The organism is Gloeocapsopsis crepidinum LEGE 06123 (assembly GCF_015207655.1).
Classification (GTDB): Bacteria; Cyanobacteriota; Cyanobacteriia; order Cyanobacteriales; family Chroococcidiopsidaceae; genus Gloeocapsopsis; species Gloeocapsopsis crepidinum.
Genome location: NZ_JADEWN010000001.1, coordinates 206945 through 223302, shown reverse-complemented (window position 1 = coordinate 223302; position 16358 = coordinate 206945). Strand labels below are relative to the sequence as shown.

Here is a 16358-nt window from a genome sequence, read left to right as displayed (position 1 = left end):
AGGAGTTGCGTGCTGCGGAAGACCCTGAGTTCGAGACTTTCTACACCAAAAACATTCTGCTCAATGAAGGTATTCGGGCTTGGATGGCTCCCCAAGACCAGCCTCACGAGCATTTCCAATTCCCTGAAGAAGTGTTGCCTCGCGGTAATGCTTTGTAATCAGGTTGCTTGAAACAGTAGCATAGAAGTCCCTACCAGAAAAGGTAGGGATTTTTCTATTTGTAGTCAAAATTGAGAAATCATGTGTTATCTTGAATAAGGTTGAACAAGCCCAGAGCTAAAAACTCTGCCCTTTAGAGATTTAGTCCGCTTAGGCAACAAGGAGGTGATGCCCATGATAGAAAGTAGTAAACGCGTGGGTCATCAGGTTGGAGCAAGCCGGCTGTGCGCCGGGGCTGTTCTCTAAAAGTTAGCTTTAGTCTTATTTGAGAGACTAAGACGACTCAATTAGCTAGGCTGATTTTCGGAGTTCCTTCCGGCAGTCTGGTTCCAATCTGAAGACCCAACTAGACCGCTCTCACTTAGATCTCCTTGATCTCCTGTGAGAGCGGATAGTTTTTTTAGGGTATTTGGTAATGGGTAATAGGTAATTGGTAGTGTGGGTGTTTTAAATTCAAGTAAGAGTACGGGTGATATCTGTATCAACTAACAAAGTGGCAACACCAGAAGTGTAACGATTGTATTGGTTGTCATCGAGAGTTGTTGTCGTATCAAACAGCCAACCTTGCCCAGTCGAGATAATTGAGTCGCCAGAGTTACCATTGACAATCAATTGATTGGTTGAATCAGATAAATTGAGTAAATCTAAGCGCGTTAGTTGCAAAGTATTGTCGCCTGTACCCGTCAAGTCAATAATCTCAATGCCGCGAATTTGGTTGTGGGGAATTGCGGTTAAATCAAGCGTGACGCTACTACCACCAATAGCTAAGGTATCTGTACCACTACCGCCATCCAGGCGGCGGTTTTGAGAACTATAGATGAGGACATCATCGCCGGTACCGCCATAGAGAACGTTACTACCACCGCCGCCACGCAGAGTATCATTGCCAAGTCCACCAATGAGAATGTCATCAGCCGCAGTGCCAATGAGTAAGTCATTACCAGGTGTGCCTTGACGAGTCACGCCTTGTGTGAAGTCTCTACCATAGATGACGTAGCTTTCTCCACCACCACGACCATTAGGATCAGCACCACGAGCGCCTAAAATCATGTCATCATAGCCATCACCATTGACATCTCCTGCATTACTTACGGCAAGATTGTTGCTATTAATGATAAAGCCATTGCTGCCATCAATTGTTGTCAGATCAACACGAGCATCGAAGTTTGAAGTGCCAAACACTACATAGGTTTCTCGGCTAGGAAAAGCACCACTGACAATCAAGTCATCAAAGCCATCACTGTTGACATCTCCGGCATTATTTACGGCAAAGTTGTTGCCTTCAATGACAAAGCCATTGCTGCCATCGAGAGTTGCGACATCAACGCGGGCATCGAATCCTGTGGTTTTACCAAATACTACGTAGCTTTCTTGCGCATCAGGCGCATTAACAATGATGTCATCAAGCCCGTCACCGTTGACATCTCCGGCATTGCTTACTGAAATGTTAGTAGAGTCGTTACTAATATTAATTCCATCAATGACAAAGCCATTGCTGCCATCGAGAGTTGTGACATCAACGCGGGCATCAAAGCCTGTGGTTTTGCCAAACACTATATAGCTTTCTTGCCTACCAGAAGCACCGATAATGATGTCATCAAGCCCGTCACCGCTGACATCTCCGGCATTGCTTACTGAAATAGCAGCAGAGTAACCACTCAAATCAATTCCCTGCAGAACAAAACCATTACTACCATCAAGTGTTTCCAAGTCAAGACGAGCATCAAATCCTGTCTCTTTGCCAAATATCACATAGCTTTCTGCTGCAGATGCTTGACCATAAAGATTAGCATCAGAAGTACCGATAATGATGTCATCAAAGCCATCACCGTTGACATCTCCGGCATTACTTATTGAAAGCGGGAACGAAATAGAGCCTATGGTATCAACATTCTTCCCCTCGATCGCAAAACCATTACTACCATCGAGAGTTGCTAAATCAACACGAGCATTGAATCCTGTCGCTTGACCAAATACTACATATATTTGTGTTCCTGAGTTATATGTGCGATTACCATAATTATCGAAGTCGCTACGAGAGGAACCACTCGTACCAATCAGAACATCAGCAAAACCATCACCATTGATATCGCCAGCACTGCTGACTGAAATATTGGAAAAGTCATAGTTATCAATCCCCTCAATGACGAAGCCGTTGCTACCATCAAGATTTGCTAGTTGTACACTGGTATCAAACTCAGAAGCTTGACCAAAGACTACATAGCTACGCGACAATCCGGTAAATATACTACTACCTCCACCAATGATGAGGTCATCAAACCCGTCACCATTGACATCTCCTGCATTGCTGACCGAGTGACCAGAAGGAAAAAGGAAGTCACCTTGCAGAGTAAAGCCATTATTCCCGTCGAGTTCAAACAAAGACAAGTTAGCGCCATTGTTGTTGAAGCTAAAGTAAGCTTCGTTAATATTAAGTGCTGTAGTGCTTTGGATAATGGCAATTAGTTCATCAGTTGCATCTTGTTGCCTATAGTAGAGTGCTGTGCCTGTTGATAAGCCTTCGGGGGATGTGGCTAAGTAGTAATCTGAACGTCTGCCGTTGAGTCGAATGGTATCTTCATCAGAGTTGAAGTCTGTAATTAAGGCATAATCGCCAAAACCAGGAGTTGTCAGGTTGCCATCATTGTAAAAGATAGTTGTGGCACTGCCTAAAATAAAGCGATCGCTACCAGTACCCCCAGTGAGCGTGTCTCGTTCGCCTATGCCACGATCTGTACCTGCAAGAATGTCGTCACCAGCACCACCATTAAGCAAGTCATTACCAGCTTGTCCTCGTATGGTGTTACTCGATGAATTGCCAATAATGATGTTGTCTAAGCGGTTGCCTGTACCATTAATTCCAGAACTGAAAACTGTTTGTTCGTCAATTCGTTGTTCAGCAAGCGTGAGATTTTCTATGTTATCTCTTAAAGAATAGCTGTTATAAGCAATGACTGTATCTATACCTGCATTGGGTGCTTCTATGATGCGATCGCCTGATTCAACTACGATGTATGTATCATTGCCATCGCCACCAATTAAGATATCTGGATCTCCGTCTCCATAAAAAAAGAGAAAGTCGTATAAAAAGAAACTCTGACGAATGTAAACATTACTAGCAATCAGAGTATCGTCACCGTCACCACCATAAAGGATGTCGCTACCACCTTCGCCGCTAAGAGTGTCGTCGCCTGCTCTGCCAAAGACAGTATCGTTGCCCTCACCGCCAAAGGATCCCTCACCGCCAAAGAGAGCGTTGTTACCACTATTACCAATGATTCGGTTGTCACGTCCATTGCCTGAACCACTGATATTTCGATTTCCAACAAGTGTGAGATTTTCGACGTTACTTGAAAGAGTGTATCCTACCGAAGACCGTACAGTATCTACTCCTGCATTGGCAGCTTCAACAACTATATCGCCTACAACATTATTGATGATATAAACATCATTTCCTACACCACCAATTAGAGAATCAATTCCCGCCCCACCATTGAGAGTATCGTTACCTCTTCCACCGTAGAGCGTGTCATTGCCAGGCAACCCCAGCAGCAGATCGTTGCCTGCCAAACCATAAATCGTATCAGCAAATCGCGTGCCTATTAAAGTCTCATTATTAGCGGTGCCTCGGATAAATGCCATAAAAATTCCTTGTGCTACTTTTGTGTAGATCGAAACAAGTAACTTACTTTCATTTAGATAAATACTTGCGTTCTTGAATTATTTTTGTGTTATGAAGTATGCAATCTAAATGTCTGTTTATTAACAATTTGTCCAGAGATCTGAAACCCTTCTTCTACTATTTAGAATAGGTGAAAAAATAAAATAAAATATAAATTTTTGGTAAAGTTAAATCAAGGATAGTCCACTATGTCAAGGCTTTGGAGGAGTATTGAGTTTTGTAAAAGCTAATACAATTATTTGTGACTTGAGTTGGGTAATAAGTGCGATCGCAATCACTTGAGAACATTAAAGAAATGCGATCGCGCTTACTTCACGCCAATAAATAAAGAGTCCCTCTAATATGGGACTCTTTCATCACTACTTAGTGACTACAACAGCACAGTTAGTAAAATTAAGCTAAGTATTGCTCTTAACTTTAGCGTTTCTAATGAGTTGCCTCATCGTTGCTGCTAAACTTAACCCTGAAGCTTCTGCCAACTTTTCTAGTTTCTCTTTTTCCACATCATCAAGCCTGAGGGTCAAACTGTGCTTTTTCTCCTTCATAGCTATGCTCCACTGTACCAATATGGTATCATTATGACACAGCTAAGAAAGCCACAAGCTTGGCTTTTCAAGAATTTTGGCAGCTAGCTTAAGTAAATAGCTAACAGTATTAGTAGCGGAATACTGTTCTCAATACACCAATAACGATGTCATCATTATTTGCGTTGTGGTTTGGTGCAGTCAACCAAATTACTCCAGGTGTAATTTGGATATTGTCTGTTAGCTGATATCTATAGAACGCTTCCAGGTGGAGTGAAGTATCGGGATCGGCTTGTCCACCGTTCAGAGTACTTGAGATTTCCGTGACTTTAGGTTCCATTCCTACAAAAATACCGCCTAAGTTACCTTCTCTACCTAGATTAGGGAAGGCAAGCCCTACTCCCCAGTTCCAAACAGTTGCATCTCCTCTACCAATATAGCGTTGGTTAGCATATCCTACCCAACCACTAACTGCCAAGTTAGCACCAAGCCCTAATGTTCCTGATACGCCATAAGCATTAACTGAAACAGGTCTGCCAAAAGTAACATTCGACAAGTTACTACCAGTACTTGTTCCAAAGGGGATAAAGTCTGGATTAAGTTCGGGCTCTAAACCTTCGCCAACAAAGAACGAACGACTGTAACTATTGATATAAGTTAATCCAATTCGAGTATTGTCGCTAGGGCTAAAAATAACCTGTGCCAAAGCGCCATAGTTACCATCGAATAAACCGTTTTTTTCTGCAGGTCTTCCTGCATTGAGGCTAGGAACAAGATAACCCAAATTTAATTCCAAGTTGTCACTAAACAGATGTCTTACACCTAATCCAGTCCCACCACTGTAGTTATAAATTGGGTTACGCAGCGCGAACAGCGAAACAGCACCACCATCAAAGTAAGGGTTAAGTTGAGAAGAAGCATCTAAGTCAACAAAGCCATTACCTACACCTGCAAGGTAGACATTTGTTCTAGGAGTGATTGGGAAGCGATATCGCAACAATGCTAGTCCGATGTCATTACCACTGTCACCGTCAAATTCTACCCGACCTTCGTTTGTGAGTGTAGGACCACTGTTTGTACCGCCAAGAGGTACAATATTGTTTCCTTGTAGACGTGTGGTTAACAGATCTGCACCAGTAAAACTTGTCTCCAAGTTAAGACGCGTTCGTTGACCTAACGTAGGAATGCGATCAATCGGTTCTCCTGCTGCATTGTCTCCAGCTAAGACGCTAGTAGCACCTACAACAATTTCTCCGTTTAGCCGCGTTGTAGTCGAAAATTGGTTTGCTTCAAGTTCAGCAACTTGGGCTTCTAAAGTATCAACACGACCGCGTATGGTCGCCAGTTCTCCAGTAAATTCCTCTTGCAATCGACGCAAAATGTCTAAATCTGCTCTCGTAACTTGATTAGAGGTTGCTGTAGCGATCAACTCATTGACACGATCTAAACAAGTATTTAAACCAGCAGCAAATTCATATCGGGTTAATGCGCGATTACCTCGGTAAGTACCATCAGGATAACCAGCTATACAACCGTAACGTTCAACTAATGACTGTAATGCTTGAAATGCCCAATCAGTAGGTTGAACATCTGATAGTTGTGATACAGAAGTCACTTGCGCCATTGGCTGTTGATTATTTGCAGCCAATACATTAATTGATAAAATATTTGTTTGTGATGAGTTTACAGTAGATATACTATTATTTTGCAATATAGAATTATCTGCTACAAATGTTGATTTTTCTCGTTCAGCATTTAACTCAATTGCTAAATTTTGTTGAGATTTGCTCAAAACTTCAGGTTGTTTTTCAACAATACTTGGTTCAGCAGAACCTTCAATATTTTCTTGAATAACTTGTGCAGATGTAGGTATTGTTCCAATTAAATTTGCAGTTATAACAGTTGCAAGTGGAACTAAAACGCAGTGTGGTTTTTTTTTCATTTCTCCTCAATTTGCTCTGTTCGATTGAGCTGCGTGTTAGCAAAAACAGAGCAACACCTTTAGTAGACATTGCACGCATAAATTAGCCTTACAAGTTCTATTTTTCCTTGCTTGCAGGCATACTAGATTGTTCAATCACTCACATAATTTTATAAAAATTAGTCTGTTTATATTATCAACACTTTACAAAAATAAAACATTTAGCCGACTAATAGAAGAGCAACAATTTTGTATTTATTAAGGTAAAATAATCTCAACAACCAGGATTTACCTAGATAATGGAAATAAGAACTATCAACATCTATCTTAAGAGTGATAGCAACTAAGTCGTTGCAGTGAGATTAATCATATAGTGAGGATAGCAATCAAGCTGCCCGATCATCTTAGTAGTTGAAATAGGGAACTAGATAAGTTCCTGACTCCTTATTTTTCAATTTTACTTAGTTCAAACAAGCATATTTTCTCTGCCAAGTTAGTAGCAGAAAGAAAGGGAAATATGCATAAAAATTTGTGAAGGTTGTCTTGAATTGTTGATACAGGTTAACGTTGATGCTTTGTCTTCAGTAGAATCACTGGAGTTTGAGGAGGGTTATTGTGAGTGGGTTAGATATCTTTGTTCTCATTGCTTACTTTGTTGCTGTTGGTGCGATTGGATACTGGTCAAGTAGATCAAGTTTAGAAAGTAGTAAATCATACTTTCTAGGTGGTGGTGGAATTGGTTGGATGGCGATTGGTGCTAGTTTGTTTGCTAGCAATATATCTGCAGAACACTTTATTGGGTTAGCTGGTACAGGCGCGAGTTCAGGTTTAGCAGTAGGGCAATTTGAATGGATTGCTTGCTTTATGCTGCTACTACTAGGGTGGCTGTTTGTACCGTTTTATATACGTACTGGCGTATTTACAATGCCAGAGTTTTTGGAGAAGCGTTTTAATACGCAATGCCGCACGTACTTATCTATTGTTTCTTTAATTGCATACATTTTCACCAAGATTAGCGTAGCAGTTTATGCAGGGGCACTGGTTCTGCAAACAATTTTGGGATGGAATATTTGGCTAGGTGCGATTGTCTTAATTGTGGCAACAGGAGTGTACACAGTTTTTGGGGGTTTGCGTGCAGTCATTTATACAGATTTTCTGCAAGCATTTATCCTAATTGGGGGTGGAATTTTTCTAACAGCGATCGCCATTACCGATGTTGGTGGTTTTGGTCCTTTTATGCAACGGGCTGAACCAGAATTCTTTAATTTGTGGAAGAGTGTCAATCACCCCGAATTTCCTTGGACAGGGATTTTATTTGGAGCGCCAATTCTCGGTTTATGGTATTGGTGTACTGATCAAATGATTGTGCAAAGAACGCTGGCAGCTCCAGATATTGAAAACGCAAGGCGATCAACAATTTTTGCCGGATTTTTGAAGTTATTACCAGTTTTTATTCTTGTACTTCCTGGGATTGCTGGTAGAGAACTCTTTCCCGATGTTGCTCCTAACCAGATGTACGCCACAATGGTTAATGAACTGCTACCAACGGGAATTAAAGGTTTGGTTGTTGCTGGCTTACTTGCAGCCTTGATGAGTTCGCTATCAAGCGTATTCAATAGCAGTTCTACCTTAGTGGTAATGGACTTTTACAAGCGCTGGCGTCCTGATGCGAGTGAAAGAGAACTAGTTCGTGCTGGGCAGCTATCAACAATTGTTCTTGTCATTTCTGGTTTACTTTGGCTGCCATTTATTGGCTTGATGAGCGATCAATTGTATGTGTATCTTCAATCAGTACAAGCATATATTTCACCCCCGATCGCAGCTGTATTCTTAGTGGGACTTTTGTGGAAACGCGCTAATGGTAGAGGTGCAATTAATACTCTGATTGCTGGATTTATTCTGGGTGCAATTCGATTTATTGCTGAACTTGGAACAAATGCCGGTTGGATTACTTGGAGACCGTTAGTTGCCTACGCTACCATTAACTTCTTGCATTTTGCGATTTTATTGTTTGTGGTTTCGGTGTTTATTTTAGTACTCGTGAGTTTGACAAGCGCAGCACCGAGTCAAAAGCATCTAAGTATGTTCTTGACATCAGAGCAAAGAGTACAAAAAGCACTTGGTTCGCGAAATGTACACCGTCAAAATGCCATATATAGTGCGAGTTTAGCAGTAATTGTTGTTGTATTCTGGGTCATTTTTAGCCCTGCGGTGTTTTAAGCGATCGCAAATGATTAAGGGAAAGAGAAATATCTCTTTCCTACGCCATATCCTCATGGAAATGTAGTATCAATATGAATCAAGTCGTGCGGGTTGGATTAATTGGATATGGAATGGCTGGAGAAGTTTTTCACGCGCCTGCGATCGCAGTTATACCCGAACTCAAACTAACCAAAGTCGTAGAACGACGCAGTACTAAATGTCAAAACCGTTATCCTTGGGTAGAAACAGTCAATGATACTGAGGAACTACTACAAGATCCGAATATCGATCTTGTCGTTGTCGCTACACCAAATACTTCGCACTTTGAGTTAGTTCAAAAAGCACTACTCGCAAATAAACATGTCGTTGTCGAAAAACCTTTTACCCCAACGTCACAGCAAGCGACTGAGTTAATTGAACTAGCACAACAGCGCGACAGATTACTCAGCATACACCACAACCGTAGATGGGATGGTGATTTTCTTACTGTTAAGCAGATTATTAAAAATGGTTTACTAGGGAATTTAGTTGAATACGAAGTGCATTTTGACCGCTTTCGCAACCAAATTAAAACAAACTGGCGCGAATACGACGAACCAGGATCAGGAATTTTGTACGATCTTGGTTCGCATTTAATCGATCAAGCAGTAGATCTTTTTGGTTTACCAGATACAGTAACTGCTGACATTAGAATGCAGCGCCCAGGGGTAAAAACAGCAGATGCATTTGAGTTAATTTTAAATTTCGGCAATCTAAAAGTTACAGCAAAAGCTGGTCAATTAGTTAGAGAATTGGGACCACATTTTGTCTTGCATGGTACAGCAGGTTCTTTTATTAAATATGGTATGGACCCCCAAGAAGATGCACTGAAACAAGGGCGACTTCCTGAAGGTATTGACTGGGGTAAAGAATCACAAAAAAGCTGGGGTACGCTGAATACTGATATTAACGAATTACATTTTTACGGAAAAATTGAAACGCTCCCTGGTTGTTATCCGGCATATTACCAAAATGTGTATAATGCTATTACTCAGCAATCAGAACTCATTGTCAAACCAGAACAAGCAAGAAATACAATTCAGATTATTGAGCGAGCAATGGAAAGTCACGCGCAAAGACGTACCCTAAATTTTTACGAACACTAGACCTCCTGCATAAATCATAAGCAAATAAATTCGCTACTAGTTAAACAAAGTCCACCGATGTTGAGTTATGAGTGTTGAGTTAAGAAAATTCTTTTAATTCAAAACTTAAAACTCAAAACTCAGAACTTTGTTTGAGTAGACCTGACTTTAATCGAAGAGATTTAAATCACTGAAATCGCTTCTTCTGGACCAACTATCGATATATAAGGATCTAGAAAATAACGACAAGCCGCTTGTTGCAACTGCTGTGCAGTTACCGCCGCAATTTGTTGCTGAAACTGTGTATCAAATGCAATTCCTAATCCCAACGCTTCATACCAGCCGTAGGCTTGAGCAATCTGAGCATTGGTTTGTTTGCTCAAAGCATATTGCCCAAGTATTTTGTTTTTAGCCGCTTGCAGTGCGTATTCTTCTAGTGGTTGCGTGCAGAGTAACTCAACTTCTGTTCTCAGCCCTTCGAGGGCGATCGCGGTATTTTCGGGTGCTGTCCCGATATAAACGACAAAAGGCGCGATTCCTTGACGCGTAGGATAGAAGGCGGAAACATCATAAGCGAGTCCCCGCTTTTCACGCAATTCTACAAATAAACGACTCGAAAGTCCATTCCCTAAATACGTAGACAGTAACTTCAAAGCAACATAATCACTTTGCTGTACTGACGGCGCAAGATACCCTAACATCACAATTGATTGCTGGGTGGGTTGAGGTTTGTTAATTTGATACGGCTGTGGCTCAATATGAGGTAATTGCAATTCAGGTATTGGAGTTGTAGGATTTTGCCAATCGCCAAAAACCTTCTCAATAGCAGCTACGGCTGCTGTTGCAGAAATGCGACCTGTAATACTAACAACTAAATTATCGGGACGAAAATACGTTTGATGATAGCCAATTAAATCATCACGACGGAGATTTGCTACTGTCACTTCAGTTCCCAATGCTGATGGTGCATAGGGGTGATTTTGATACATTGCTTGACGTAATTGATCGAACGCAATAGTAAATGGCTGTTCTTGCTGCGAGCGAATGTTTTGCATCAACCACCGTCGTTCTAACTCGACTTCTAGTTCAGGAAACGAAGGCGATCGCAATATTTCTGCAGCTAATGCTAAAATCTCTAGAAAATCTGAGCTAACAGTTTTCAAACTCAGTAAAAAATAATCAGCAGCTGCATCCGTACCTAAACTTGCACCCACCGATTCTACTTGCTGTGCAATTTCCAACGAAGAGAGATGCTGTGTTCCTTTGGTAAGTACCGAACTAAGTAGATGAACTAACCCTGATTGCTGTGCTGCTTCGCGACAACTTCCTGCTTTTACAAATATTCTCGCAGCCACAATATCTGCAGCTGGATTTTCGGTTACAAGTACAACAATGCCATTACTTAAAACCGTGCGGGTAATCTGTTTGTTTGGTGATGATGCGATCGCGATATATTGTCCGTTATCCGTTTTCATCTATCTGTCTATTCGTGCGATGTGAGGGGCGAGAGAAAGTGATTAGTGGTTAGTGGTTATTTTGAGTCCTGAAGAGTTTTGAATTTTGTTAGCGTAGCGGTGCGTTAGCACGTTTTGAATTAGAGTATTTTGCTTAACTCAACACTTAACACTCATAAATTCTTGTCTCCTCTACTTCCTTGCTCTTCTGCTCCCCTGCTTTTCATACCCTGACCCTAGATCTCTAACTCCTTATTCCAGGCTAGCAGGGTTTGAGGGTTGTAACTGCATAAGAATATGGTGAGAGATATTGTTGTGTTAACTGCTGTATCTCATCTGCTTGAAAAGATCGAATTTGTTCAGGATAGATAACCGCTAATTCTGCTTGCGCAATTGTATTGTAGTAACCATAAAGCCCTGCCATTTGGTTAGGAGTTTCGGTTGAAAACGCATAATCGTTACAGAGTAAACGCTTACACCGCGCTAATTCTCCTGAAGTCACAACAGTTGTTTGTAAATCTTCTAAGTGCGCGCGAATTAATGATTCCACTCGTTCTAAGTTTTCTGGTTCTAACCAAGCAGTGATTGTAAATAAACTAGAGTCGCGCTGCAGCGAAAAATTACTTGTGATTCCTTGAACTAAGTGCTGTTCTTCGCGTAACTCGCGCACTAATCGCGATGAACGACCTTCGGAGAGTAGGACAGAAAGTAGGTCTAAGCCATATGCATTGCGTAACTGATCTACACCTGGTCCTGTCCAAGCCATTAATAATCGTGCTTGCTCTAATCTGGGTAAATAGATTTCTTGACGGCGAACTCCTGCAAGTAACGGTTCAGTGACTGTAATGTCGGTTTGCGGACACTCACTACGCGGCGCAAATTCCTGAAAAGCTTGACTTACAATGTCAATTGCAGACTCTTGAGCAATACCACCGACAATGACTACAGTCATATTTTCTGGCTGATAGTGGGCGTGATGAAAACAACGCATCGCTTCAGGTGATTGCTGCATCAAGTCTGTCTCGCTACCCAATACTGAACGCCCATAAGGATGTTGCTGATAAATACTTTCGCCCAAAGCCTGAAAGCCTATCCAATCGGGGTCGTCATACGCGCAACGAATTTCTTCAAGAACAACATCGCGTTCTGTGATAAATTCTTCTTCAGGAATTGCCGCATTGAGAAGTAATTCTGCTAAGTATGGTAGTGTGTCTTCGAGGTATGGTGCAGCGGTTGTTAGGAAGAAATGAGCGTAATCATGACTTGTGGCTGCATTTGTCGTTCCTCCTAAGTTTTCAACCGCGTAATCAAAGACTCCTGGAGGTATGACTGAAGTGCCCTTAAAAATCATATGTTCGAGAAAGTGTGCCATACCATACCACGGTTCTGGCTCGCAAACTGCACCAGCACGTACCCAAACGTCTACAACAACAACAGGGGTAGCAGGGACATACTGATGAATAATTGTTAAACCATTGTCTAGCCGAAAAACAGCCGCTGGAAATACTGGAGTAGTCAGCAATGGAGACAAAGTAGCGCAACTTGAATCAGAATTTAATTATCCTAACGTATCCTGGATAACAATTTCGCAGCAATTGATACAGCAGAGTTTGATCGCGTTCGGTTAGAGACTTATTGTTAAGGGAGCACAAAGGCTCTTGTGCCGTGCAGGGGTGGCGTTGCTGACCTCGTCGTCCTCCGTTGAGGCGATTGGCGTGGGCAGGGGATAATTTATTTGTAGTTAGACGAAAAAAAGCTAAGCGCTAATGGCTAATTGCTGACAAAAATTAAAACTCTCTTAGTTGAAATTAAGAGAGCTTTATGATGCTTGAGTTCACCGCAGTGCCGTTTTACCTCAGTTTTAGACCTGGATAAATCCAGGTGGGTACCTCTTCTCTAACTTAAAGTTTCCGAGTAGCTAAGCTCGGTCTACTGCCGCTAGAACTCAGTGGTTCCCTAATTCGACAAAGCATAGATCCAAAAACATTATTGGCAGTCACCAACACTGCAGTGGAACTTTATTTATTATAGCGATTAATTTGTGTGGTGTCGTTAGTTGTCGATAACTTTAATTTAGCTTCATCTGTAAGGTACAAAACACTGAAAACCCTGCAATTTGCACTCATGAGGGTTGAAACAAGAATATTTACCTAATGAGGCTGAGGATACCAAAGTGATTCGATCTGATGAGCGATCGCTTGCGGATTACGTTCATCTAACAACACTGTAACATGACCAAGTTTACGCCCTGGACGCGATTCTTGCTTGCCATACCAATGAACGCGTGCGTGGGGAACTTCGCTAATTTGCGATCGCTTCTCAATATAATCGTCTTGTGCATGTTCGTAACCTAAAAGATTAACCATCACTGCACTGCTACACGTTAAGCCAGCATGACCTAGTGGCAAGTCACATACAGCGCGTAAATGTTGCTCAAACTGCGAAGTTGCACACGCATCAATTGTAAAATGTCCAGAGTTGTGCGTACGCGGAGCGATTTCATTGACTAATACGTGTTGATCTCTTGTGAGAAATAGCTCAATACCAAATACACCAACCGCCTGTAAACTAGTCATCAGCTTAGATGCGATCGCTTCGACTTCTTGAGCGACAGAAGCACTAATATCTGCTGGTGCAATAACACGCCGACACACTTGATCTTCTTGCTGAGTTTCTACAATGGGGAACGTCACAACATCACCATTAACTGAACGCACCACAATAACAGCAAGTTCGCGCTCAAAAGGGATAAACTCTTCTAAGAGCACTTCTGAAGACTTGTGCGAAGTATCTAACTTCTGTTCCAAAGTCGCTAGGTCTTTAATAATAAATGTACCCTGACCGTCATAACCATGACGACGAGTTTTTAAAACAATGGGAAACTTTAAACAAGTGTCAGGCGGGAGAGTAAACTTAGGTTGTGGTATGCCCAATTTTTCTAAGTAGCAGCGTTGATGATACTTGTCAAGTAAAGGAGATAATGCCTCTAAGCGAGGGCGAAAGCAAACACCACTTTCAGCTAGAGGAAATAACGCAGCTAAATCAACAAATTCATTCTCAAAAGTGATGACATCGCTGCGACGCGCTAATTCCTTGGTAGCATCAGCATCATCAATAGCAGCGAAAATTGTATCCGAGGCGATCACCACTGCCGGATCGTCAGAATTAGGTGTTTGAATAACTAATTCTATACCCATTGCTTGGGCTGGAATTGCCATCATCCAAGCAAGTTGTCCGCCACCAATGACACCAACTCGTTTTATCTGCATCCTAATGATTCTCGCGTATCAATACCAGTTGTAGGATTCACACCACTAGCAAGTTGGCACAATTCTTTCACTTGTACAGCATCTAGAATTGCATCACTAAAATCAGCAGCGGTAATATCTGTATTATCAAACACAGAGCGCAGCAAAATTGTTTCTGCAAGAACTGCTTCACTTAAATTGGCGTCAGTAAAGTTAACTTGATCCGCCATTGCATTTGTCAGGTTTGCACCGTGTAAATTTGCTTTAGTCATTACTGAAGCACTAAAGATTGCTCCTCTTAAGTCAGCATCGGTAAAATTAGTTTGTTCCATATTCGCGTTAGAAAACTCGGATGCACGTAACATTTGCCCTGAAAAATCCCGCCCTTTCAACTCAGCATTACTAAAAGATAAAGGGGGAGGATAGTCTAAAGCTTTCGCAGGTAACGCCCAAAGAGATAATATGAAAATCAACAAAAGAAAAGTTAGTTTCCGCCAAAACATACTAGGTAGCAAGTGAAGTGCCAAGATCTATTTTGCGACTAAAGTGCTTTTTCAGCTTAGCGCATCTCTAATTTAAGTATTTTGGTGCTTGGACTTATTACATATTGAGGAGTGAACGTTATGATCCAGTTTGTTCTGATTTGGATTTTAAGTGCGATCGCATTAGTAATCACTGCTTACATTGTTCCTGGGTTTGCTGTCACCAGTTTTGCATCTGCGTTACTTGCTGCGGTGATTTTAGGATTACTGAATGCAATTGCGAAGCCAATATTAGTTTTATTAACACTACCACTCACTGTTGTCACCTTAGGCTTATTTTTATTTATTATTAATGCCTTAGTTATTTGGTTAGCTGGTGCAATTACTCCTGGCTTTGTCGTTACAGGATTTTTCCCAGCCCTATTAGGTTCAATTGTTTTAACACTGGTAACAGGACTACTTACTTTTTTAGTTGGTAGCGTTCGCCGTTGATGATAGTTGTCATGTTTCAACCGGATTGGCACTGACAACGCGGAAAATGACTACTGGGTAATAAAGCTGCTTAAGTTTCAAGAGTACCAAAAGAATTGCTGTGCTGTTTTTGTAGCCAATTGCATAACACAATTGCAGATAATGCACAAACTGCATCTCCCAAAACAACAAAATTATACAGTAGTTCCATTTTGTCATAATGACGTAACTAATTCGCAGTTGCTCGGTGAGCATAAATTGGACAGACAAGTTCAGCATCTTTAATAGCTTCATAAAACTTAGGGCTAGCCAAACTGCGGGTAAGATCTAAGAAACCGCGATCGTTGAGAGGTGGACAATCACGCCCATATCCACTAAGCATGCAATCCACTCACTGTTTTCAATCTTTGCTAAATATCCTAGCCGCGTGTTATGTGGAAGCAATTGTGAGACTAGCATGACTTTCCACTCAGGTTGGTTATTTAAAGGACGATAGCGACGAGTTGCGTATCCTCACAATGGATTAACAACTGTTTCCAGTGGTGGAGTAAATTCTTGATTTTGTAACCACTTGTTTGCGATCGCCTTCCACTCTACATCCACAACAAAAGCCGCTGGCAATTCTTTAACATCACTGAGTGATGAGTGCAAATAAACACCATTAACTTGCTTGCGATCGCACAATAATCCTGTCACGCGTTTCCCGTCAATAAGCTCTATATTAGACAACTGTGATAATCGACAATGGATTGACTATTCAAGTAAGGGACGGCTACAAGTCACTGAAACAACATTAGAAGGAGTTGTTGCGATCGCATTCCAACCGCCATGACTAAAGTGATAAAATTTTCGTGCTCAATCTATTGGTAATGCACCTGCTTGTATTAGTTCATCACCAATATCAGGAGACAGTTCTTCTAAAATTCGGTATCCTTTAACGAATATAAACATGAGGTTGAACTGATTAAGGAACACCTTTACGAGCATGAGGTTGTAGAGGTAGATTGTCAGATTCAATAATAACTTTTGGAAATAATCTGCTAATATTCTTGCTGCAAGTTGCCCTGCAATGCTACCGCCAATAACAATCG

The 16358-nt window shown here is 41.5% G+C and carries 12 protein-coding genes, 1 other RNA gene and 1 pseudogene; 4 read left to right on the top strand and 10 right to left on the bottom strand.

Annotated features, from left to right (window positions below):
• Window positions 1-158 (top strand): annotated as a pseudogene (locus tag IQ230_RS00920) (photosystem II protein D2); the annotation flags it as partial.
• A 454-nt stretch (window positions 159-612) separates the two neighbouring features.
• On the opposite strand, the gene IQ230_RS00915 reads toward IQ230_RS00920, so the two are convergent.
• The 3 genes from IQ230_RS00915 to IQ230_RS00905 all read right to left on the bottom strand — a co-directional run bounded on the left by IQ230_RS00915 (window position 613) and on the right by IQ230_RS00905 (window position 6307).
• Entirely contained in the window at window positions 613-3801 is a 3189-nt protein-coding gene (locus IQ230_RS00915; protein ID WP_193929922.1) for an FG-GAP repeat protein, read from the bottom strand.
• Window positions 3802-4239: 438 nt separating this feature from the next.
• On the bottom strand, window positions 4240-4386 hold the full coding sequence (locus tag IQ230_RS00910) for a ribbon-helix-helix protein, CopG family (protein WP_099700631.1): 147 nt from the start codon (window positions 4384-4386) through the stop codon (window positions 4240-4242).
• Between the two features lie 109 nt (window positions 4387-4495).
• Entirely contained in the window at window positions 4496-6307 is a 1812-nt protein-coding gene (locus IQ230_RS00905; protein ID WP_193929921.1) for an iron uptake porin, read from the bottom strand.
• A 594-nt stretch (window positions 6308-6901) separates the two neighbouring features.
• On the opposite strand from IQ230_RS00905, the gene IQ230_RS00900 reads away from it, so the two are divergent.
• Window positions 6902-8506 (top strand): sodium:solute symporter, encoded by a 1605-nt coding sequence (locus tag IQ230_RS00900; protein WP_193929920.1) that lies wholly within the window; start codon window positions 6902-6904, stop codon window positions 8504-8506.
• 74 nt (window positions 8507-8580) lie between these two features.
• Window positions 8581-9633 (top strand): oxidoreductase, encoded by a 1053-nt coding sequence (locus IQ230_RS00895; protein ID WP_193929918.1) that lies wholly within the window; start codon window positions 8581-8583, stop codon window positions 9631-9633.
• 161 nt (window positions 9634-9794) lie between these two features.
• On the opposite strand, the gene IQ230_RS00890 is transcribed toward IQ230_RS00895, so the two are convergent.
• The 5 genes from IQ230_RS00890 to IQ230_RS00870 form a co-directional block, all read right to left on the bottom strand.
• Window positions 9795-11057, bottom strand: a complete 1263-nt coding sequence (locus tag IQ230_RS00890) for a M16 family metallopeptidase (RefSeq protein WP_322742243.1) — start codon at window positions 11055-11057, stop codon at window positions 9795-9797.
• Between the two features lie 271 nt (window positions 11058-11328).
• The gene (locus IQ230_RS00885) at window positions 11329-12588 is read right to left on the bottom strand and encodes a M16 family metallopeptidase (RefSeq protein WP_193929964.1); all 1260 of its coding nucleotides are present in this window, start codon (window positions 12586-12588) and stop codon (window positions 11329-11331) included.
• A gap of 308 nt (window positions 12589-12896) precedes the next feature.
• A non-coding RNA gene (gene ssrS, locus IQ230_RS00880) (6S RNA) lies at window positions 12897-13083 on the bottom strand.
• Window positions 13084-13216: 133 nt separating this feature from the next.
• Window positions 13217-14335, bottom strand: coding sequence for a 5-(carboxyamino)imidazole ribonucleotide synthase (locus tag IQ230_RS00875; protein ID WP_228054464.1), 1119 nt, complete (start codon window positions 14333-14335; stop codon window positions 13217-13219).
• On the bottom strand, window positions 14326-14817 hold the full coding sequence (locus tag IQ230_RS00870; protein ID WP_193929962.1) for a pentapeptide repeat-containing protein: 492 nt from the start codon (window positions 14815-14817) through the stop codon (window positions 14326-14328). The genes IQ230_RS00875 and IQ230_RS00870 overlap by 10 nt, the downstream gene beginning before the upstream one ends.
• Before the next feature lie 120 nt (window positions 14818-14937).
• Between IQ230_RS00870 and IQ230_RS00865 the strand changes: the two genes are divergently transcribed.
• Complete coding sequence (locus IQ230_RS00865; RefSeq protein WP_193929915.1) at window positions 14938-15288, top strand: phage holin family protein; 351 nt, start codon at window positions 14938-14940, stop codon at window positions 15286-15288.
• 208 nt (window positions 15289-15496) lie between these two features.
• On the opposite strand, the gene IQ230_RS00860 is transcribed toward IQ230_RS00865, so the two are convergent.
• The gene (locus IQ230_RS00860; protein WP_193929913.1) at window positions 15497-15649 is read right to left on the bottom strand and encodes a hypothetical protein; all 153 of its coding nucleotides are present in this window, start codon (window positions 15647-15649) and stop codon (window positions 15497-15499) included.
• Window positions 15650-15780: 131 nt separating this feature from the next.
• Complete coding sequence (locus IQ230_RS00855; protein ID WP_193929911.1) at window positions 15781-15996, bottom strand: hypothetical protein; 216 nt, start codon at window positions 15994-15996, stop codon at window positions 15781-15783.
• Window positions 15997-16358: the final 362 nt, after the last annotated feature.